The sequence below is a fragment of the Micromonospora sp. NPDC048830 genome, assembly GCF_043198215.1.
Lineage (GTDB): Bacteria > Actinomycetota > Actinomycetes > Mycobacteriales > Micromonosporaceae > Micromonospora.
In genome coordinates this window covers 47,558-64,899 of record NZ_JBICUP010000020.1, presented here as the reverse complement: position 1 = coordinate 64,899, position 17,342 = coordinate 47,558, and the positions used below count along the sequence as shown (strand labels likewise).

Sequence of the window (17,342 nt, the reverse complement as noted above, 5' to 3'; positions counted from 1 at the left end):
GCGGCGCGGTCAGCCGAGCGAGCCGACCTCCCGCTCGATCGCGGCACGCAGCTCGGGGCCGCGCACCACCTCGCGGGCGGCCTCCATCAGCGGGGCGAGGAAGACGTCCGGCCCCGGCTCGCCGGCCACGTCCCCGAACGCCGCCAGTGCTCCCCGGCCGGCCGGGGACGGCTCCAGCGGGGCGCGCAGCTGCAGGCCGCGTACGGCGGCCAGCAGCTCCACCGCGAGCAGGCTGGTCAGGTTGTCCAGCACGGTGCGCAGCTTCTTCGTCGCCGCCCAGCCCATCGAGACGTGGTCCTCCTGCATACCGCTGGTCGGCAGCGAGTCCACGGAGGCCGGGGACGCCAGCCGGCGGTTCTCCGCGACGATCCCGGCCGCGGTGTACTGGGCGATCATCAGCCCCGAGTTGACGCCGGCGTCGGGGGAGAGGAACGCCGGCAGGTCCCGGGACCGGGTGACGTCGAGCAGCCGGTCCACCCGGCGCTCGGCGATCGCCCCGACCTCGGCGGCGGCGATGGCCAGGAAGTCCGCGGCGAAGCCGAGCGGGGCGCCGTGGAAGTTGCCCGTCGACTCGACCCGGCCGTCGGGCAGCACCACCGGGTTGTCCACCACGGACACCAGCTCCCGGTCGGCGACCGTGCGGACGAAGTCCAGGGTGTCCCGGGCCGCCCCGGCGACCTGCGGCGCGCAGCGCATCGAGTACGCGTCCTGCACGGCGTGCGACAGGTCGTGGCGGTGGGAGTCCATCACCGCCGAGTCCTGGAGCAGCCGGTGGATGTTCGCCGCCGACACGGACTGCCCGGGGTGCGGCCGGATCGCGTGCAGCTCGGGCAGGAACGGCCGCTCCGAGCCGAGCATCGCCTCGACCGCCAGCGCCGCGGTCACGTCGGCCATGGTGAACAGGTGCGCCGCGTCGTGGATCGCCAGCAGCAGCATGCCGAGCATGCCGTCGGTGCCGTTGATCAGCGCCAGCCCCTCCTTGGCGGCCAGCTCGATCGGCGCGAGCCCGACCCGGCGCAGCGCCTCGGCGGCGGGAATCCGGTCGCCGGCCGGGCCGAGCACCCAGCCCTCGCCGAGCAGCACCAGCGCGCAGTGCGCGAGCGGGGCCAGGTCGCCGGACGCGCCGAGCGAGCCGTGCTCCGGCACCCACGGCGTGACCTCGCGGTTGAGCAGGTCCACCAGCGCCTCGGCGACCAGCGGGCGGACCCCGGAGCGGCCCAGCGCCAGCGAGCGGACCCGCAGCAGCATCATGGCCCGGACCACCTCGCGGGGCATCGGCGCGCCCATCCCGGCGGCGTGCGAGCGGATCAGCGCGTGCTGGAGCTCGGCCCGTCGCTCCGGCGCGACGAAGGTGTTCGCGAGGGCCCCGAACCCGGTGGACACGCCGTAGACCGGGCTGCCGGCGGCCTCGATGCCGTCCACGATGGACCGGCTGGTCGCCATGGCGTCCACGGCGGAGGCGTCGAGGACGACCTTGGCGGTGCCGCGGGCGACGGCGAGCACGTCGGCGGGGGAGATCCCCGTGGGCTGGACGGTGACGGTCGTCATTGCGGAACTCCGTTGTGCAGGACCTGGCGGATCAGTGGAACCCCGGGCCGGTAGGCCAGGTGCAGGTGGGACGGGGCGTCGAGGATCATCAGGTCGGCCCGCGCGCCGGGCTCCAGCCGGCCGACGTCGTCGCGGCGCAGCGCCCGCGCGCCCCCGGCCGTCGCGGCCCAGACGGCCTCCGCCGGGGTCATCCGCATCTCGCGTACGGCGAGCGCGAGCATCGGGCCGCAGACCATGCCCACGTAGTCGTCGGGGCGGTCGGCGTACTCGGCGGGGACGACGTGCGCGCCGAGGAACGTGGTGTCCGCGCTGAACTCGGCGGCGATCCGCAGCGAGCGGGCCTCGTCGGCGACGGTGAGGCCGTACCCGCTCTTGATCTCGATCGTGGTGGTGCCCTGCCGCATCGCCTCGTCGCGCAGCCGGCGCACGGTGGCGCGCAGCTCGTCGTCGCTCGCCGCCCGGGTCGCGCCGACCGTGGTCCGGATGCCCCCGCCCGTGTACCGCTCGCCGGCCATCCGGGCGGCGAACTCGGCGGCCCGGTCCCCGGCGAAGACGAGGTGGGCGTGGCTGTCCACGAAGCCGGGCAGCACGGCGGCGCCGTCGGCGTCGATCCGCCGGTCGGCGGCCGGCGCGTACCGGGCCGGCCCGATCCACGCCACCCGCCCGTCCTCGACGAGCAGGGCGGCGTTGCGGCGGATGCCCAGCGGCCCGTCCTCGCCGCCGGTGGAGTTGGTGACCAGCTCCCCGATGTTGTCGACCAGCAGTGCGCTCACCGGGTCACCTCCTCGATGGCCGCGCGCGGCTCGCGCGGCACGATCCGCCCGGCGTCGGGCCAGCCGAGGGCGGCGTGCCCGCCGGCGGTGGCGGCGGCGAACAACGCGGCCGGGCCGAAGTGGCCGCGGGTGCACCCGTGCACGGCCCGGCAGGCGTCGTTCTCGGCGGGCTGCTCCGACAGGTGGACGTGCAGCGGCGCGCCCCGCCGGTCGGCCCAGTTGGCGACCGTGGCGAGCTGCCCCGCCGGCACCGCCCGGACGGGGTGGACCGCCGCGCCGACGCGCGCGTGCGGACCGTCGGGGGTGAACGCGGTCACCCGCTCGGCCCAGCGCAGCGCGTCGCCGTCGCCGAAGCGCCGCCGCGGGCCGGCCAGCGCCGCGCCCATCGCGTTCGCCTCGCCGTACGGGGCGCCGCCTGGGCCGTGGTGCAGGTAGTGGAACTCGCCGACGCAGGTGATCCCGGTCAGCCCGGGCAGCCGTACGGCCTCGCCCAGCACCTCGACCCCGGCGGTGGGGGCACTGCCGGGGCGCAGCGGCGTAACGGCGGTGATCCGGCCGTCCTCCGCCTCGATCAGCACGTCCGGCGTGGGCTCGGGCCGGTCGGGCAGCCAGGCGTGTTCGGCCAGCCAGCGGCTCGCGGTCACCTCGTCCACCCCCTGTGGAGCTGCCCCGTCGGTGCTACCGCTGCCGCCGCTGGGCGGAGTGGCCCGCGTGGCGCACGTGGTCTCTCGCCCGGCCTCGCCCGGCCTCGCCCGGCCGCCGCCCCGTCCGTGCGGGCAACTCCACAGGGTCCGCGAGCGGGTGCCGGCCCTCCGCGCCGCGGAGGTGTTCACGCGCACGTCGGCTCCCCGAGCGTCAGCTCCTTGAGCGTCAGCTCCCCGAGAACGCGGGCCAGGGCGGTCACCCCGGCGGCGCAGTCGGCGTCGGTGGCGCCCTCGGCGGGGGCGTGCGACACCCCGGTCGGGTTGCGCACGAACAGCATCGCGGTGGGCAGGTGCCCGGCCAGCACCCCGGCGTCGTGGCCCGCCCCGGTGGGCAGCACCGGCGCGTCGAGCAGCGCCGCCAGCCGGTCGGCCAGGCCGCCGTCGAAGGCGACCAGCGGGGTCGCCGACTCCTCGGTCAGGGCGATCGCCGTGCCGTCCCGCCGCGCCCGCTCGGCCGCCTTGGCGCGGACCGCCTCGACCAGCCCGGTCAGCGTCTCCGGCTCCGCCGCCCGGGCGTCCAACCAGCCCGTCACCCTCGACGGGATCGCGTTGGTGGCGTTCGGCTCGACAACCACCCGGCCCACCGTGGCGTGCGCGCCGCGCAGCCGGGCCTCCTTGTTCGCCGCGAGCACCGTGAACGCGTACGTGAGCATGGGGTCGCGGCGGTCGGCCATCCGCGTCGTACCGGCGTGGTTGCCCTCGCCGGAGAAGTCGAAGCGCCAGCGGCCGTGCGGCCAGATGGCGCTGGCCACCGCGACCGGCGCGGCCTGCTCGACCAGCGCGCGGCCCTGCTCGACGTGCAGCTCCACGAACGTCGACCAGCCGCCCAGCAGGTCGGGGCGGGCGCCCGCCGGGCGGTCGCCCAGCGCCTCGGCCAGGCTCACCCCGTCGGCGTCGCGCAGCCCGGCCGCGCGGTCCGGGTCCAGCGCGCCGGTGAGCAGCCGCGACCCCAGACACGCTACGCCGAACCGGGCGCCCTCCTCCTCCGCGAACGCGGCCACCACCAGCGGCCGGACCGGGGTGGCCCCGGCGGCCCGCAGCTCGTCCACGGCGAGGAACGCGCTGACGATCCCGAGCGGCCCGTCGTACGCCCCGCCGTGCGGCACCGAGTCGAAGTGGCTGCCCGTCAGCACCGCGCCCCCGGCCGCCGGGTCGCCCCACCGCGCGAACAGGTTGCCGTTGCCGTCGGCGGTGACCGGCATGCCCCGGCGCTCGGCCTGCTCCCGGAACCAGTCGCGCAGCGTCAGCTCCGGCTCCGTGAACGCGTACCGCAGGTAGCCGCCGCTGCGGGCGTCCCGCCCGATGGGCGCGATCTCGTCCCAGAGCTTGCGGAACCGGGCGACCAGATCCTCGCTCATTGGTGCACCCTCCGCACTCTCCGCCATCGGCACCCGCACCCCGGTACGCCCGGCCACCTCGCGCGCGGCGTCGTAGCCGGCGTCGACGTGCCGGATCACGCCCATCGCCGGGCCGTTGGTGAGCACCCGCTCGATCTTCTGGCCCGCGAGGGCGCTGCCGTCGGCCGCATGCTCCAGGCTGTGCGCGATCCGGCGCTGCGTCGGCGTGAGCCGGACGCCCTGGAACAGGTCGAGCACCCGGTCGGCGGACGCTCCGACGGTACCTCCGTCATTCATGCGGCGACTGTAAAGCTTTCAGAGGCAACCCGCGCCGCCCCGTGACGTCGTGCCACGTCTGTACTATCCGCACGGCGGGTGAGCAGAGGGAGTGGGCATGCAGCCGGTTGGTCCGTACAGGTTCACGGAGACCTCAGGTGTCTGCCAGGTCGGCAGGGCCTGGTGGGCCGTCGACGGACAGGACCGGCTGGTCACGGTCGCCGTGCTGGAGGGGGCGGCCGCGGCCGACCCGCCCTGGCGCGAGGCGTTCACCAACGCCGCGAACACGCTCGCGCAGACCCCCGGCGGGCACCGCTACCTCAACGCCGACTTCGCCGCCGCCCAGCCGTGGGTCGCGTACCCGTCCGAGGAGGACGGTGCCGCCCAGCGGCTGTTCCAGATGCTCGGCATGCAGCTGCGCCCCGAGGGCGACGAGCCGCAGCCCGGGTGGGACGCCACCGTGGCGCTGCCGACGGTCGTGCCCACCCAGCCGGTCCCGGCCGTCACGCCGGTGCACCCGGTCTCGGGCGGGCCGATGCATCCGGTCTCGGGCGGGCCGATGCATCCGGTCTCGGGCGGGCCGATGCATCCGGTCTCGGGCGGGCCGATGCACCCCGTCTCCGGCGGGCCCGTGCATCCGGTCTCGGGCGGGACGCCGTACTGGGGCCCGCAGCCCGTCGCCACCGGGCACCCCGTCTCGGGCGTCCCGGTGTCCGGCGGCACGCCCTTCGACCCCACCGCCGCGACCCAGGACCCCTTCGCCAGCCCGCAGCGCCGCATCCAGCCGTCCGCGCCGGAACGGCGGTCCGGCGGCTCGTGGATCGGGGCGGCCGTGCTCGCCGTGCTGCTCGTCGCCGTCAGCGGCGGCCTGGTGTTCTGGACGAAGGCGGCCGGCCGCGGCGGGGACGCCGCCCCCGCCGCCCCCACCACGTTCTCGACCACCGCCTCCGTGGACGTCCCGCTCAAGCCGTGGACGACGTTCGGGCCGTACAGCCCCGAGGAGCGCGCACTGGCGGCCGCCGCGCCGTCGCTCGTCTTCCTCGAGACGGTGGTCACCGGCTACCTGCGGGACAGCGCCACCAACGCGCCGCTGGGCACGAAGCCGATCACCGTCAACCGGCGGTGCAGCGGCTTCGTCGTGTCCACCAAGGGGCACGTCCTGACCAGCAGTTCCTGTGTCCGCCCGCCGGACGAGGTGACCCGGGAGGGCGCCCTCGACTCGTACGCCGACGACCTCGTCGACGACCACAAGCTCACCTCGGCCCAGGTGGATGAGTACGTCCAGGACAAGTTGCCCGCCACCAGCTTCACCGGTCAGGAGCCCGGCTCCCAGCCGACCGTCCAGGTGTACGGGCAGCTCAACAGCGCCCGCGGCAGCCTCACCGTGGCGCCGGCCGTCCCCGGACAGATCGTCGAGGCGCTCCCCGCCGAACAGGGCGGTGCCGCGGTGGTCAAGCTGCTCCGCGAGGACCTGCCGGCGGTCGAGCTGAACACGTCGAGCACCCTCAAGGCGGGTGCCCCACTGCTCACGGTGGGCTTCCGCCTGAGCGACAGCAGCTCCACGTACACCCCGCGGGCGCGGATCGTGACCGTCACCGACGTCGCCCAGTCGGGTTCCGTGTCCATCTACCGGGTCGACGGGGACCCCAAGCGGATCTCCCACGGCGGGATGGCGCTCGACCCGAGCGGCCGGGTCGTCGGCATCCTCGACGAGGGCCGCGACGAGGCGCGGCCCGACAGCGCCAACGACGTGGTGATACCGGCGGCCACCGGCGCCGCCCTGCTCGACAAGGTGAACGTCGACAACGCCCTGGGCGCCGCCGACGAGCGCTACCGCGACGGGCTCGACGCGTACTTCGGCGGGGAGCAGCCGGCGGCGGTGGCCGCGTTCGACCGGGTCGCGAAGGAGTCGCCGGCCAACCTGCTCGCCCAGGCGTACCGGGAGAACGCCGCGCAGCGCCAGAAGCTCGAAGGCGACTCGTCGGGCCAGCCGGCCTGGGTCACCGTGTCCGTCGCCGCGCTCGGGGGAGCGCTGATCGCCGGGCTGGTCGTCGGCCTGGTGGTCCTGTTCCGGCGCCGCCGGCAGGGCTGATCAGGGTCGGCTCCCCGCCCGCCCGTGGCGGACCGCGTCGGGCTGAAAGAAAACTTTCTCAGCTTCCGTTTCCCGAAACCTGGTAGAACGCTCCCGTGGACGCAACGAAGCTGCGGCGGGCGATCGCCCGCACCCGACTCGCCCCGGTCGCCGCCTTTCCCAAGCGACTCGCCCGGGTGGCCCGGCACGACGCCAAGGTGCTGCGCACCTCCGCCCGCTGGCTGCTCACCTCCCGGGAGCACCACAACTACACGTACGAGCTGACCAAGCTCAGCCGCCACCACCTGGCCTGGTTCGTCAGCGTGGTCTGCGACGTGCCCGTGGCCCGGGTCCGCGGCTGGTTCGCCGAGATCGAGGGCGACGACGCGCTGCGCCGGCACATCGAACGGGCCACCGCCGAGGCATCCCGCCGGGGCCTCGCCGACCGGCAGGTCCGCTACGCCCGCCGCGTCGGCTGGTACGCCATCGTCCGCGCCACCCACCCCGCGCACGTCGTCGAGACCGGCGTGGACAAGGGACTGGGCACCTGCGTGCTGGCCGCCGCCCTGCTGCGCAACGCCGCCGAGGGGCACCCCGGCAGGGTCACCTCCCTCGACATCAACCCCGAGGCCGGCTACCTGGCCCGCAGCGCGCCCTGGTCGGAGGTCGTCGACCTGGTGGTGGGCGACTCCATCGCCTCCATCGCCGCCCTCGACCGGCCCGTCGACATCTTCCTGCACGACAGCGACCACAGCCGGGAGCACGAGAAACGCGAGTTCGCGGCGGTCGAGCCGAAGCTGGCCCCCGGCGGGCTGCTGCTCACCGACAACGTCACCCACACCAACGTCCTCGCCGAGCACGCCGAACGCACCGGCCGGCGCTTCCTCGCGTACCGGGAGACCCCGGCCCGGCACTGGTACCCGGGCGACGGGATCGGGGTCGCCTGGTGAGGCTCGCCGCCCTCCACACGTACCCGGTCAAGGGGTGCCGCCGGCTCGACCACGACGACGCCCGGGTCGAGCCCTGGGGCCTGGCCGGCGACCGCCGCTGGATGGTGGTCGACGCGGACGGGCTCGGCGTCACCCAGCGGGAGGCCACCGCGCTCGTCGGGCTGCTGGTCGAGCCCCGCGACGGCGGCCTGCTGCTGCGCGCCGCCGGCCGCCCCGACCTCCGCGTCGCCGAACCCACCGGGGTCGACCCGCTGCCCGTGCGGGTGTTCAGCAGCCGGCAGCAGGTCGCCGCGCTGCCCGCCGGCCCGGCCGCCGACGCCTGGCTCAGCGCCCTGCTCGACCGCCCGGTCCGGCTGGTCCACCTGGCCCGGCCGGCCCGGCACGTGCCCGTCGGGCAACTGGTCCACGACACCGGCGACCAGGTCAGCTTCGCCGACGAGTACCCGCTGCTGCTGGCCAGCGCCGCCTCCCTCGACGCGCTGAACGGCTGGCTCGCCGACGCCGGCGAGCAGGCCGTGCCGATGAGCCGCTTCCGGCCCAACCTCGTCGTGGCGGGCGCGCCGGCCTGGGCCGAGGACGGCTGGGTCGGCCGCCGACTGCGGATCGGGTCGGCGTGGTTCCGCGCCGGCGGGACGTGCGGTCGCTGCGTGGTCACCACGACCGACCAGGAGACCGGGGTACGCGGCAGGGAGCCGCTGCACACCCTCGGGCGACGCCGCAACGTCGACGGCAAGCTCCGGTTCGGGCTGAACCTCGTCCCCGAGGGGCCGGGCGCGGTGCGGGTCGGCGACCCGCTGGTCGTGGCGGGCTGACCGGCGCGCCTGGCGTGTCCGGCGTGCCTGGCGTGCCTGCCCGGCGGGGCCGGTTCCGGCAGGTCTGGCGCCCGGCGGGGCCGGCTTCGGTAGGTCGGGTCCCCGCCGGGGCCGGCTCCGGTAGGTCAGGCGCCCGGCGCGGCCAGGTTGAGCCACATGAAGATCTCGTCCCGGTCGTCGTCCGGGGCGACCCGGAGCGCGCCCGGCAGCCGGCCCACCTCCCGGTACCCGAGGCGCTCGTAGAACCCCTCCAGCCCCAGCCCGCCCCGCACCGTCACGTGCAGCGCCGCCAAGCCCATCGCGCGGCCGAGCCGCTCCGCCTCCCGCATCAGCGCGTACCCGTGGCCCCGGCCCTGGGTGTCCGGGTGCACCATCACCCGCTTCAGCACACACCAGTGCGTCTTCAGGTGGAACCGGTTGTCGACGAAGATCAGCATTCCCACCGGGCGCTCGCCCTCGTACGCGACGAGCAGCCGGTCCGGGCCGTCCGCGATGGCCGCGAAGGTCGGCTCGGCGATGCCGAGGACGTCCGCGGCGGTGACCGGGGCGACGAAGCCGACGGCGCCGCCGGCGTTGGTGACGTCCACCCAGAGGGAGACGAGCTGCTCGCGCAGCTCGGCGGTGAGGTCGGGGTCGAGGACGAAGCGCAGACTCACGCGGCCATCCTGGCTCAGACGCGGCCCGCCGACCCGTGATCGTGACGCGCGCGACAGCCGCCCGACCCGCTGCTCCGACCGACGACGACGTCGTCGGTCATTCCACTGGTGCGGGAGAGGGGACTTGAACCCCCACGTCCTCACGGACACAGGAACCTAAACCCTGCGCGTCTGCCGATTCCGCCACTCCCGCCGACCCGCAAAGTCTAGAGCGTCGGGCGACCACAGTGTTGAGCCCGGCCCGCCGCAGAATGTTGGACACCGTTCCGTGGCTCACGCTGCTGCCGCCCCCTTCCGCCTCTCCGATGAGGGCGGCCAGCTTCCGGGGCCCGAGGTCGGGATTGGCCAGGGCGTACCGGATCACCACATCCCGGTGTCGAGAGTCCTGCGGGCGGCCCGGTGGTGGGCCGAGGCTCCCGGCTTCCCAGCGCCGGCGCAGGCGGTAGACGTGATTGCGGTGGCAGCCGATCAGCCGCGCGGCCGCCGTCACCGTCAGCCGCCCGTCGGCCACCTGCCCGAGGACATCCGCCAACTCCTCGCGGGTCAGCGGAGACGTCGGCGTGCCGGCGGCCGGCTCCGCGTCCTCCCGCCATGCGGGTGGAGTCGGGGCGTCACGCAGGATCAGCGGGCGGCCGCGCCAGACCGGCCCGATCCCACAGCCCTCACATTCGTCGGGAACGCCGATCGTCCCCAGCGCCCACCGTAGGCGCGCCCCGGGGGTGCGCCGCGAGCCCTCGGGCAGCGTGACCAGCACGTGGTTGGCCGGGATGCGTCGGCCCGGACGCCCTCGTGAATGCGCGCGTCCGGTGAAGTGCGAGGTGTCGATGCCGAAGCGCTTGAGCTGCCGGCTGATGTGCGCGTGCGAGCCGCCGTTCGGCCGGACGCCGAGCAGCCGCAGCACGTCGGCGACGCTGCGGGCCTGCGCGGCGGCGCGGGCCAGCGCCTCGGGTGGGTAGCGGTACCGGGCCACGCGCGCACGGTAGTGGCCCGGTACGACAGGATCAGTCCAGGCCCAGGTCGCGCCGGAGCTTGGCCACGTGCCCGGTGGCCTTGACGTTGTAGAGCGCCCGTTCGATCTTCCCGTCGGGGTCGATGACGAAGGTGGACCGGATCACCCCGGTCACCGTCCGGCCGTACGACTGCTTCTCGCCGTACGCGCCGTACGCGGTGAGCACGGCCTTGTCGACGTCGGCGACCAGGGGGAACGTGATGGCGTCGCGCTCGCGGAACTTCGCCAGCTTCTCCGGCTTGTCCGGCGAGATGCCGACGACCTCGTAGCCGGCGGTCTGGAGCGAGGCGAGCGAGTCGCGGAAGTCGCACGCCTGCTTGGTGCAGCCGGGGGTCATGGCGGCGGGGTAGGCGTACAGGATCACCCGGCGGCCGCGCAGGTCGGCCAGGGAAAGGGTCCCGCCCGTGTCGGTGGGCAGGGTGAACTCGGGGGCGGGGTCGCCGGGGCTGAGGCGGGCAGGCGCGGTCATGGTTGGGACCCTACCGCCGGCCCCGGCGCCCCGGCGGGGGAGGACGCGCCGAGGCCATCCGCGTCACCGCGGCGCGTCACCGCCCCGCCCGCCCCGCCCGGGCCGCTCGATTGGTGATCAACACCTCGGCTTGTTGCAAGCTATTGGCAACAGCAACCCGACGCCAATAGGCTGACCCCGTCGGCGTGGACCGTCCCGCCGCGCGCCTCGGGAGGTCGAGTGGAAACCCTGGCGATGCACATCTCGAACGGGATCATCGACGGTCCCGTCGCCGCCGTCTTCGCCGCCTTCGCCCTGGCCGTGCTGACCCTGTGCGTGCTGCGCGGGCGGCGGGACCTGGACGACCGGCTGGCCCCGATGGCCGGCCTGGTCGCCGCGTTCATCTTCGCCGTCCAGATGCTCAACTTCCCGATCTTCACCGCCGGGGTGAGCGGCCACCTGCTCGGCGGCGCGCTCGCCGCGCTGCTGGTCGGCCCGTGGGTCGGCGCGCTCTGCGTGGCGGTGGTGCTGGTCGTCCAGGCGCTGGTCTTCGGCGACGGCGGGGTGGCGATGCTCGGACTGAACATCACCAACATGGCCGTGCTCGGCACCGCGGCGGCGTACCTGCTGATCGCCCTGCTGCTGCGGGTGCTGCCGCGTACCCCGGCCGGCCTCGGCGTGACCGCCTTCGTCTCCGCGCTGGTCAGCGTCGTGGTCGCGGCCATGGGCTTCGTGCTGCAGTACTGGCTGGGCGGCACCACCGACCTGGGCGGCAACCTGGCCGGGCTCGCCGGCACCATGGCCGGCGTCCACCTGCTGATCGGCGTCGGCGAGGGGCTGATCACCGCGACCACCGTGGTCACCGTCGCGAAGGTGCGCCCCGACCTCGTGTACGCGCTGCGCGCCCTGAAGCCGGCTGCGCCGGCTCCCGTCGTTCCGGTGGCCGGAGGTGCCCGATGAGCAAGCGTCCCTGGGGATTCGTCGTCGGCGGCCTGCTGGTCGCCCTGCTGCTGGCCGGCGTGGTCAGCAGCTACGCCTCCGCGCACCCGGACGGGCTGGACTCGTCGCTGCTCAGGGGCTGCACGGTGGACGCCGAGGGGGAGATCACCGGCGGCAGTTGCCCGGCGCAGCGGGAGCGGGACCACGAGCTGGGCGACAGCCCACTGGCCGACTACGGCGTGCGCGGCCTGGACAACGACTTCCTCTCCACCGGCCTGTCGGGCGTGCTCGGCGTGCTGCTGACCTTCGCCGTCGGCGGCGGCGCGTTCTGGCTGCTGCGCCGGCGCGGCGCCGCCGACCCGAGCGGCCCTGCCGACCCGAGCGGCCCTGCCGACCCGAGCGGCCCTGCCGACCCGAGCGGCCCTGGCTGGGAGACCGGCGACCGGGCCGGCACCGAGCGCGCCGCGTCGGCCCGGTAGGGGCGGGTACGCCGATGGGAGCCGGGAACGCCCACGTGCTCTACCGGGAGGCCGCCTCGCCGGTGCACCGCCTGCCGCCGGAGGTGAAGATCGCCGCGATGGTGCTGTTCACCCTGGCGGTGGTGGCCACCCCACGGACGGCGTTCTGGGCCTTCGGCGGGTACGCCCTGCTGGTCGCGGCCGTGGCGGCGCTGGCCCGGGTGGGGCCGGGCTGGCTGCTGCGCCGGGCCGCGATCGAGCTGCCGTTCGTGCTGTTCGCGTTCGCGCTGCCCTTCCTCGGGGCGGGGGAGCGGGTCGAGGTGGCGGGCGTCGCGCTGTCGGTCGACGGGCTGTTCGGCGGGTGGAACATCCTCGCCAAGGGCACGCTGGGCGTACTGGCGTCGCTGCTGCTGGCGGCGACCACGACGACCCGGGACCTGATCCTCGGGCTGGACCGGCTGCGCTGCCCGCAGGTGCTCACCCAGATCGCCACGTTCATGCTCCGCTACCTGGACGTGCTGGTCGGCGAGGCCCGCCGGATGCGGGTGGCCCGGATCTCCCGGGGCGACGACCCGCGCTTCCTGTGGCAGCTGCGCGGCTTCGCCGCCGGGATCGGGGCGCTGTTCCTGCGCGCGTTCGAGCGCGGCGAGCGGGTGTACCTGGCGATGGTGTCGCGCGGCTACTCGGGCCGGATGCCGGCGGTCTGGCAGGGCGCGGGGGCGGCCACCGCCGGGCAGTGGCTGGCCGGGGCGAGCGTGCCGCTGGTCGCGGCCGGCATCGCCGCGGCCGCCGTGGTCCTGACATGATCGGGTACGTGCAGACCACGGCTGTCTCCCTCGACGTGCGCGGCGTCCGGTACGCGTACCCGGACGGGCACGTCGCCCTGCACGGGGTGGACCTGACGGTGCCGCGCGGCGAGCGGGTGGCGCTGCTCGGCCCGAACGGCGCCGGCAAGACCACCCTGGTGCTGCACCTCAACGGCATCCTCACGGCGACCGAGGGCTCGGTGAGCGTCGGCGGGCTGACGGTCAGCCGGGACCGGGACACCCTCGCGGAGGTCCGCCGCCGGGTCGGCATCGTCTTCCAGGACCCGGACGACCAGCTCTTCCTGCCCACGGTCGCCGAGGACGTGGCGTTCGGCCCGGCGAACCTGGGGCTGCGCGGCGCGGAGCTGGCGGCGCGGGTGGACGAGGCCCTGGCGGCGGTGGGGATGAGCGAGCACCGGGACCGCGCCCCGCACCACCTGTCGTTCGGGCAGCGCCGCCGGGTGGCCGTGGCCACCGTGCTGGCGATGCACCCGGAGATCCTGGTGCTCGACGAGCCCTCGTCGAACCTCGACCCGGCGGCCCGCCGGGAGCTGGCCGAGATCCTGCGCGCCCTGCCGGTGACCCTGCTGATGGTCACCCACGATCTGCCGTACGCGCTGGAGCTGTGCGAGCGTTCGGTCATCCTCGACGGCGGGCGGATCGTCGCCGACGCCCCGACCCGGGACCTGCTCGCGGACTCCGAGCTGCTGGCCCGCCACCGCCTGGAGCTGCCGTACGGCTTCGCGCCGCAGCGCTGACCGGTCCGCATCCCTGACCGGTCCGCATCCCTGACCGGTCCGCAGCCCTGACCAGGGGCGTCAGCCCGCCCCGCCGACGGCCGCGGGCGGCGCCGGGACCGGGGCGGCCGGGCGGGCGGCCCGGGCGGTGGACCGCAGGCGCAGGAGACCGGCGGCGGTGGCGCCCGCGCCCGTGGCGAGGACCAGGGTGACCAGCAGGCGGGCCACCTCGCCGGGCCAGGGGGCCGGGGGCACCGAGCGGGCGAGGGCGGCGGCGTTGGTGACGCCGACGACGAGTGCCAGGCAGGCCCCGGCCAGCGCGAGGGCGAAGTCGGCGGCGGGGCGGCGGGCCAGCGCGTACGCGCCCGCGGCGACGGCGCCGAGGCCGGTGAGCAGCGCCCAGACGCCCCCGGTGAGCAGGCCGGCCAGCACCCCGCCGGGGCCGGCCGCGCCGGCGTCCAGTTCCCGGCCGACGGTGAGCGCGAGCGCGGCGACCCCGCCGGCCGCCAGCAGGCCGCCGACCGCGGCCAGGGCCCGCGCCCCGGCGGTGGTGCCGGCGGCCAGCAGCCCGGCGGCGGCCACCGCCAGGAAGCCCAGGGTGGCGGCCACGGACCAGGGGTACGCGTCCGGCGGCGGCACCCAGTCGAGCGTGCCGCGGATCTCCACCGGCTCGGCGCCGTCGCGCAGCGGGACGACCCAGTCCCGGACCCGCTGTTCCCGGGTCGGGTCGGCGCGTACCGACAGCGGCGGGTTCGCCTCCCGCCAGAGGCTGCGCCGGTCGTGCCAGCGGGCGGCGGGGCCGTCGTCGATCCGCCGCCAGTCCGGGGTGGCGGCCGGGTCGGCCCGGTCGGGCAGGGTGGCGTCCCCGGCGAGGGTCCGGTTCAGGTACGTCGCCGGGGAGCGGGTGTTCTCGTACACCCCGCCGGGGCCGATCCGCAGGTACGGCTCGCCGGAGTAGCCCATCACCTCGACGGGCCGGCCGGTGCGGTTGACCAGCTCCAGCCGCGCCCCCGCCTCCACCACCCGGACGGTCAGCCCGGGACGGGCCGGGGCGACGGCGGTGACCTGCGCCCGGTAGTCGGCGCCGTTCGGGGCGTCCGCCCCGTGCGCGGCGGCCGGCGTGGCGGGGGCGAGGACGGCGGTGAGCGCGGCGGCGGCGAGCGCGGCGCGGCGCAGGGGCGCGCGGATCACTTGCCGGCCGCCGCCACGGCTGCCCGGATCCCCTCGGGGCTGCGGTCGGCGACCTCCTTGCCGTTGACCCGCACGGTCGGGGTGCCGGTGACGCCGGCCTTGCTCGCGTCCTCGGTGACGTGCTTCGTCCACGACGTGTACGTGCCGTCGGACAGGCAGGAGGCGAAGGTGTCCCGGTTCAGCCCGACGCCGGCCGCGATGTCGGCCAGCTCGGCGTCGCTCAGCCCGGCGCTGCCCTCCGGCGGCTGCCGGTCGAACAGCGCGCCCGCGTACTCGCGGAACTTCCCGCCGTTGGCGGCGCAGCCGGAGGCGGCCGAGGAGCGGGTGGAGTACTGGGTGGTGGAGTACCGGTTGAGGAAGGCGACGGGGTGGAACACCACGGTCGCCTTGCCCTCGGCGACGAGCTGCTCCACGGTCGGGCCGCTGGTCTGCTGGAACTCCTTGCAGATCGGGCAGAGGAAGTCCTCGTACAGGTCGATGACGACGGGGCCGGAGCCGTGGGCGATGCCGGTGCCGGCCACGGTGGCGCCGGGCGGGGCGGTGTAGCCGCCGCCGCGCTGGCCGGACCAGACGCCCCAGCCGATCAGGCCGGCGATCACCAGCACAGCGACCGCGGCCACGGAGGCCCAGATCGTGCGCCTGCGCCGGCGTTCGCGGGCGATCTGCTGCCGGACCACCCGGGCGGCGTCCCGCTGCCCCTTGCGACTACTCATCCTCGTCCTCCACGGGTGGGCCCGCGAGCCAGCCGTCGACCGAGACGGGGGTGCGGGGCCAGATCAGCAGGAAGCCGGCCAGCGCCAGGAAGGCGACGTCCCGGAGGATCTCCGGGAGGTAGCTCGGGGCCTGCCCGGCGGCGAGCTGCCCGCCGCTGCCGAAGCAGCCGCAGTCGATGGCCAGGCCGCGCGCCCAGGCCGAGGCGATGCCGGCGACGAAGACCACCAGCAGCGCCGCCGAGACCGCGGCGGCCAGCCGGGTGGCGAGCCCGAGCAGCAGGAGCACCCCGAGGGCCAGTTCGACGAAGGGCAGCGCCGCGCCGACCACCGTCGCGACGTCGTACGGCAGGAGCCGGTACGCGTTGACGGCGCGGCCGGACGCCGCCAGGTCCTCGACCTTGCTGGCGCCGGCGAGCAGCCACACGGCGGCCAGCCCGAGCCGGGTGGCGACGCCGACCCAGGGCCGGACGGCGGGCCACCGGGTGGCCCGGATGCGGGATGCGGTCACGGTCATTGGTCGCCCTGCCTCCGGCGGAAGTTCCCGCTCATCCGGTCAGGGCGTCGCCGAGGGCCTCGACCAGGTCGTCGCGGGCCCGGGCGACCCGGGAGCGGATGGTGCCGACCGGCACCCCCTCCACGGCGGCGGCCTCGGCGTACGACAGGCCGAGCAGTTGGGTGAGCACGAACGCCCCGCGCCGCTCGGCGGGGAGCCGGCGCACCAGGTCGGCGGCGCCGAGCTGCCCGGCGGGGTCGGGATACGGGCGGCCGGTGTGCGCGTCGGCGGCCAGCCGCTCGGCGAGCCGGCGGCGGCGGACCACGGTGCGCAGGTGGTCGGCGCAGGCCCGGCGGGCGATGCCGAGCAGCCAGGTGCGGGCGCTGGAGCGTCCCTCGAACGCCGGCAGCGCCCGGAACGCCCGCAGGTACGTCTCCTGGGTGAGGTCGTCCGCGCTGTCCGGGTCGACCAGCGCGGCGGCGAACCGCCAGACCTCGGCCTGGGTGGCCCGGACGAAGGCGGCCTGGGCGACGGGGTCGCCGGCGCGGGCGGCCAGCGCCCACGTCGTGGCCGCCTCCCGGGCATCGGTGGTCGCCTCCCGCCCAGCGTCGGTCCCGCGGTCGGCGGGGCCGACGACGGGACGGTCGCGCGGGACAGGAATCACGACAGTCCAGGCTACGCGGCCGGCCGGGGCCGGGAAGGGCCCTTCGGCTCTTCCATGGCGTGGCCCACTGGCGGGAACTTTCCCGTCGTCCCGGCCGACTACCCGCTCATGTCATGCGACGACGTACGCGCGGCGCTGTCGGCGCGGCTGGACGGCGAGGATCCGGGGGCGCCGTCGGCGGCGCTGGACGCGCACACCGAGGGCTGCCCGGGGTGCCGGTCCTGGCTGGCCCGCGCGGAGCAGGTGACGCGGCTCACCCGGCTGCGGGCGGTCCAGGTGCCGGACCTGACCGCCGCCGTGCTGGCGGCGGTGGCCGCCGACCGGTCCTCGGCGCGGGCCGCCGCCGCGGCGGCGGCCCGAGCCCGGCGGCAGGTGCTGCGGGTGGCGGTGGCGGTGGCGGCGGTCGCCCAGCTCGCCGTCGCGCTGCCGGTCCTGCTCGCCGGGCTCGGGGTGGGCGTGGACCCGCACACCAGCCGGGAGATGGCCTCGTTCGACGTGGCGCTGGCGGTCGGCTTCGCGCTGGCCGCGTGGCGGCCCGAGCGGGCCCGGGCGTTCCTGCCGGTGGCCCTGGTGCTGGCGGTCTGCCTGGCCGCGACCAGCGCGCTGGACATCGTGAACTCGACCACCGCCCTGGTGCACGAGGTCGGGCACCTGGCGGCCGTGGTCCAGGCCGGGCTGCTGTGGGCGCTCGGGCGGGTCGACGGCGCGCCGGATCGGCGCCCGGCGACGGTGGTGGCGGCGGGACGCGGGTGAGCGG

General features: G+C 76.1%; 17 protein-coding genes, 1 tRNA gene and 2 pseudogenes. 8 read left to right on the top strand and 12 right to left on the bottom strand.

What is annotated here, in order from left to right; translation table 11 throughout:
• Positions 1 to 9: 9 nt before the first annotated feature.
• The 4 genes and pseudogenes from hutH to ACGFIZ_RS18475 all read right to left on the bottom strand — a co-directional run bounded on the left by hutH (position 10) and on the right by ACGFIZ_RS18475 (position 4,659).
• Positions 10 to 1,548 (bottom strand): histidine ammonia-lyase, encoded by a 1,539-nt coding sequence (gene hutH, locus ACGFIZ_RS18490; RefSeq protein ID WP_393420710.1) that lies wholly within the window; start codon positions 1,546 to 1,548, stop codon positions 10 to 12.
• On the bottom strand, positions 1,545 to 2,321 hold the full coding sequence (locus tag ACGFIZ_RS18485; protein ID WP_393420708.1) for an amidohydrolase family protein: 777 nt from the start codon (positions 2,319 to 2,321) through the stop codon (positions 1,545 to 1,547). Before ACGFIZ_RS18485 ends, hutH begins: the two co-directional genes overlap by 4 nt.
• A 128-nt stretch (positions 2,322 to 2,449) precedes the next feature.
• Positions 2,450 to 2,965: pseudogene (locus ACGFIZ_RS18480) on the bottom strand (formimidoylglutamate deiminase); the annotation flags it as partial.
• A 185-nt stretch (positions 2,966 to 3,150) separates the two neighbouring features.
• Positions 3,151 to 4,659, bottom strand: coding sequence for an allantoate amidohydrolase (locus ACGFIZ_RS18475; RefSeq protein WP_393420706.1), 1,509 nt, complete (start codon positions 4,657 to 4,659; stop codon positions 3,151 to 3,153).
• A 97-nt stretch (positions 4,660 to 4,756) separates the two neighbouring features.
• Here ACGFIZ_RS18475 and ACGFIZ_RS18470 point away from each other — a divergent pair, with 97 nt between their 5' ends.
• The 3 genes from ACGFIZ_RS18470 (at position 4,757) to ACGFIZ_RS18460 (ending at position 8,471) form a co-directional block, all read left to right on the top strand.
• A complete protein-coding gene (locus ACGFIZ_RS18470) occupies positions 4,757 to 6,730 on the top strand; it encodes a trypsin-like peptidase domain-containing protein (RefSeq protein WP_393420704.1) in 1,974 nt (657 codons plus the stop codon).
• A gap of 95 nt (positions 6,731 to 6,825) precedes the next feature.
• Positions 6,826 to 7,659 carry a class I SAM-dependent methyltransferase gene (locus tag ACGFIZ_RS18465; RefSeq protein WP_393420702.1) on the top strand — a complete coding sequence of 278 codons (834 nt, stop codon included), beginning with the start codon at positions 6,826 to 6,828 and terminating at the stop codon, positions 7,657 to 7,659.
• Positions 7,656 to 8,471: an MOSC domain-containing protein gene (locus ACGFIZ_RS18460; RefSeq protein WP_393420700.1), complete on the top strand. Its 816-nt coding sequence runs from the start codon at positions 7,656 to 7,658 to the stop codon at positions 8,469 to 8,471. Before ACGFIZ_RS18465 ends, ACGFIZ_RS18460 begins: the two co-directional genes overlap by 4 nt.
• A 125-nt stretch (positions 8,472 to 8,596) precedes the next feature.
• Here the strand turns inward: ACGFIZ_RS18460 and ACGFIZ_RS18455 are convergent, their stop codons facing one another.
• The 4 genes and pseudogenes from ACGFIZ_RS18455 to bcp all read right to left on the bottom strand — a co-directional run bounded on the left by ACGFIZ_RS18455 (position 8,597) and on the right by bcp (position 10,605).
• Positions 8,597 to 9,127, bottom strand: coding sequence for a GNAT family N-acetyltransferase (locus tag ACGFIZ_RS18455; protein ID WP_393420698.1), 531 nt, complete (start codon positions 9,125 to 9,127; stop codon positions 8,597 to 8,599).
• A 106-nt stretch (positions 9,128 to 9,233) separates the two neighbouring features.
• Positions 9,234 to 9,320, bottom strand: a tRNA-Leu gene (locus ACGFIZ_RS18450).
• A gap of 207 nt (positions 9,321 to 9,527) precedes the next feature.
• A pseudogene (locus ACGFIZ_RS18445) lies at positions 9,528 to 9,881 on the bottom strand (helix-turn-helix domain-containing protein); the annotation flags it as partial.
• 247 nt (positions 9,882 to 10,128) lie between these two features.
• Positions 10,129 to 10,605, bottom strand: a complete 477-nt coding sequence (bcp, locus tag ACGFIZ_RS18440) for a thioredoxin-dependent thiol peroxidase (RefSeq protein ID WP_393420696.1) — start codon at positions 10,603 to 10,605, stop codon at positions 10,129 to 10,131.
• A 219-nt stretch (positions 10,606 to 10,824) separates the two neighbouring features.
• On the opposite strand from bcp, the gene ACGFIZ_RS18435 reads away from it, so the two are divergent.
• The 4 genes from ACGFIZ_RS18435 to ACGFIZ_RS18420 are packed head-to-tail and all read left to right on the top strand — an operon-like array spanning position 10,825 to position 13,545.
• Entirely contained in the window at positions 10,825 to 11,544 is a 720-nt protein-coding gene (locus ACGFIZ_RS18435; RefSeq protein WP_393420694.1) for an energy-coupling factor ABC transporter permease, read from the top strand.
• Positions 11,541 to 12,002 carry a PDGLE domain-containing protein gene (locus ACGFIZ_RS18430; RefSeq protein ID WP_393420692.1) on the top strand — a complete coding sequence of 154 codons (462 nt, stop codon included), beginning with the start codon at positions 11,541 to 11,543 and terminating at the stop codon, positions 12,000 to 12,002. Before ACGFIZ_RS18435 ends, ACGFIZ_RS18430 begins: the two co-directional genes overlap by 4 nt.
• 14 nt (positions 12,003 to 12,016) lie before the next feature.
• Positions 12,017 to 12,787, top strand: a complete 771-nt coding sequence (cbiQ, locus tag ACGFIZ_RS18425; RefSeq protein ID WP_393420690.1) for a cobalt ECF transporter T component CbiQ — start codon at positions 12,017 to 12,019, stop codon at positions 12,785 to 12,787.
• On the top strand, positions 12,784 to 13,545 hold the full coding sequence (locus ACGFIZ_RS18420; protein ID WP_393420688.1) for an energy-coupling factor ABC transporter ATP-binding protein: 762 nt from the start codon (positions 12,784 to 12,786) through the stop codon (positions 13,543 to 13,545). Before cbiQ ends, ACGFIZ_RS18420 begins: the two co-directional genes overlap by 4 nt.
• Positions 13,546 to 13,605: 60 nt before the next feature.
• On the opposite strand, the gene ACGFIZ_RS18415 is transcribed toward ACGFIZ_RS18420, so the two are convergent.
• From ACGFIZ_RS18415 to ACGFIZ_RS18400, 4 genes are read right to left on the bottom strand one after another with little or no spacing between them, the layout of a single operon-like run.
• Positions 13,606 to 14,715: a hypothetical protein gene (locus ACGFIZ_RS18415; RefSeq protein ID WP_393420686.1), complete on the bottom strand. Its 1,110-nt coding sequence runs from the start codon at positions 14,713 to 14,715 to the stop codon at positions 13,606 to 13,608.
• Positions 14,712 to 15,428: a DsbA family protein gene (locus tag ACGFIZ_RS18410; protein WP_393420684.1), complete on the bottom strand. Its 717-nt coding sequence runs from the start codon at positions 15,426 to 15,428 to the stop codon at positions 14,712 to 14,714. Before ACGFIZ_RS18410 ends, ACGFIZ_RS18415 begins: the two co-directional genes overlap by 4 nt.
• Positions 15,421 to 15,942, bottom strand: a complete 522-nt coding sequence (locus ACGFIZ_RS18405) for a MauE/DoxX family redox-associated membrane protein (protein WP_393420682.1) — start codon at positions 15,940 to 15,942, stop codon at positions 15,421 to 15,423. Before ACGFIZ_RS18405 ends, ACGFIZ_RS18410 begins: the two co-directional genes overlap by 8 nt.
• A 31-nt stretch (positions 15,943 to 15,973) precedes the next feature.
• Positions 15,974 to 16,585 (bottom strand): sigma-70 family RNA polymerase sigma factor, encoded by a 612-nt coding sequence (locus ACGFIZ_RS18400; RefSeq protein ID WP_393420680.1) that lies wholly within the window; start codon positions 16,583 to 16,585, stop codon positions 15,974 to 15,976.
• A 54-nt stretch (positions 16,586 to 16,639) separates the two neighbouring features.
• Between ACGFIZ_RS18400 and ACGFIZ_RS18395 the strand changes: the two genes are divergently transcribed.
• Positions 16,640 to 17,338 carry a zf-HC2 domain-containing protein gene (locus tag ACGFIZ_RS18395; RefSeq protein ID WP_393420678.1) on the top strand — a complete coding sequence of 233 codons (699 nt, stop codon included), beginning with the start codon at positions 16,640 to 16,642 and terminating at the stop codon, positions 17,336 to 17,338.
• The last annotated feature ends 4 nt before the right edge of the window (positions 17,339 to 17,342 follow it).

Bases quoted from the DNA above. Each gene is read 5' to 3' on its own strand.
- hutH (WP_393420710.1), bottom strand. From the start codon at position 1,548: ATGACGACCGTCACCGTCCAGCCCACGGGGATCTCCCCCGCCGACGTG.
- ACGFIZ_RS18475 (WP_393420706.1), bottom strand. From the start codon at position 4,659: ATGAATGACGGAGGTACCGTCGGAGCGTCCGCCGACCGGGTGCTCGAC.
- ACGFIZ_RS18470 (WP_393420704.1), top strand. From the start codon at position 4,757: ATGCAGCCGGTTGGTCCGTACAGGTTCACGGAGACCTCAGGTGTCTGC.
- bcp (WP_393420696.1), bottom strand. From the start codon at position 10,605: ATGACCGCGCCTGCCCGCCTCAGCCCCGGCGACCCCGCCCCCGAGTTC.
- ACGFIZ_RS18430 (WP_393420692.1), top strand. From the start codon at position 11,541: ATGAGCAAGCGTCCCTGGGGATTCGTCGTCGGCGGCCTGCTGGTCGCC.
- cbiQ (WP_393420690.1), top strand. From the start codon at position 12,017: ATGGGAGCCGGGAACGCCCACGTGCTCTACCGGGAGGCCGCCTCGCCG.
- ACGFIZ_RS18420 (WP_393420688.1), top strand. From the start codon at position 12,784: ATGATCGGGTACGTGCAGACCACGGCTGTCTCCCTCGACGTGCGCGGC.
- ACGFIZ_RS18410 (WP_393420684.1), bottom strand. From the start codon at position 15,428: ATGAGTAGTCGCAAGGGGCAGCGGGACGCCGCCCGGGTGGTCCGGCAG.
- ACGFIZ_RS18405 (WP_393420682.1), bottom strand. From the start codon at position 15,942: ATGACCGTGACCGCATCCCGCATCCGGGCCACCCGGTGGCCCGCCGTC.
- ACGFIZ_RS18395 (WP_393420678.1), top strand. From the start codon at position 16,640: ATGGCGTGGCCCACTGGCGGGAACTTTCCCGTCGTCCCGGCCGACTAC.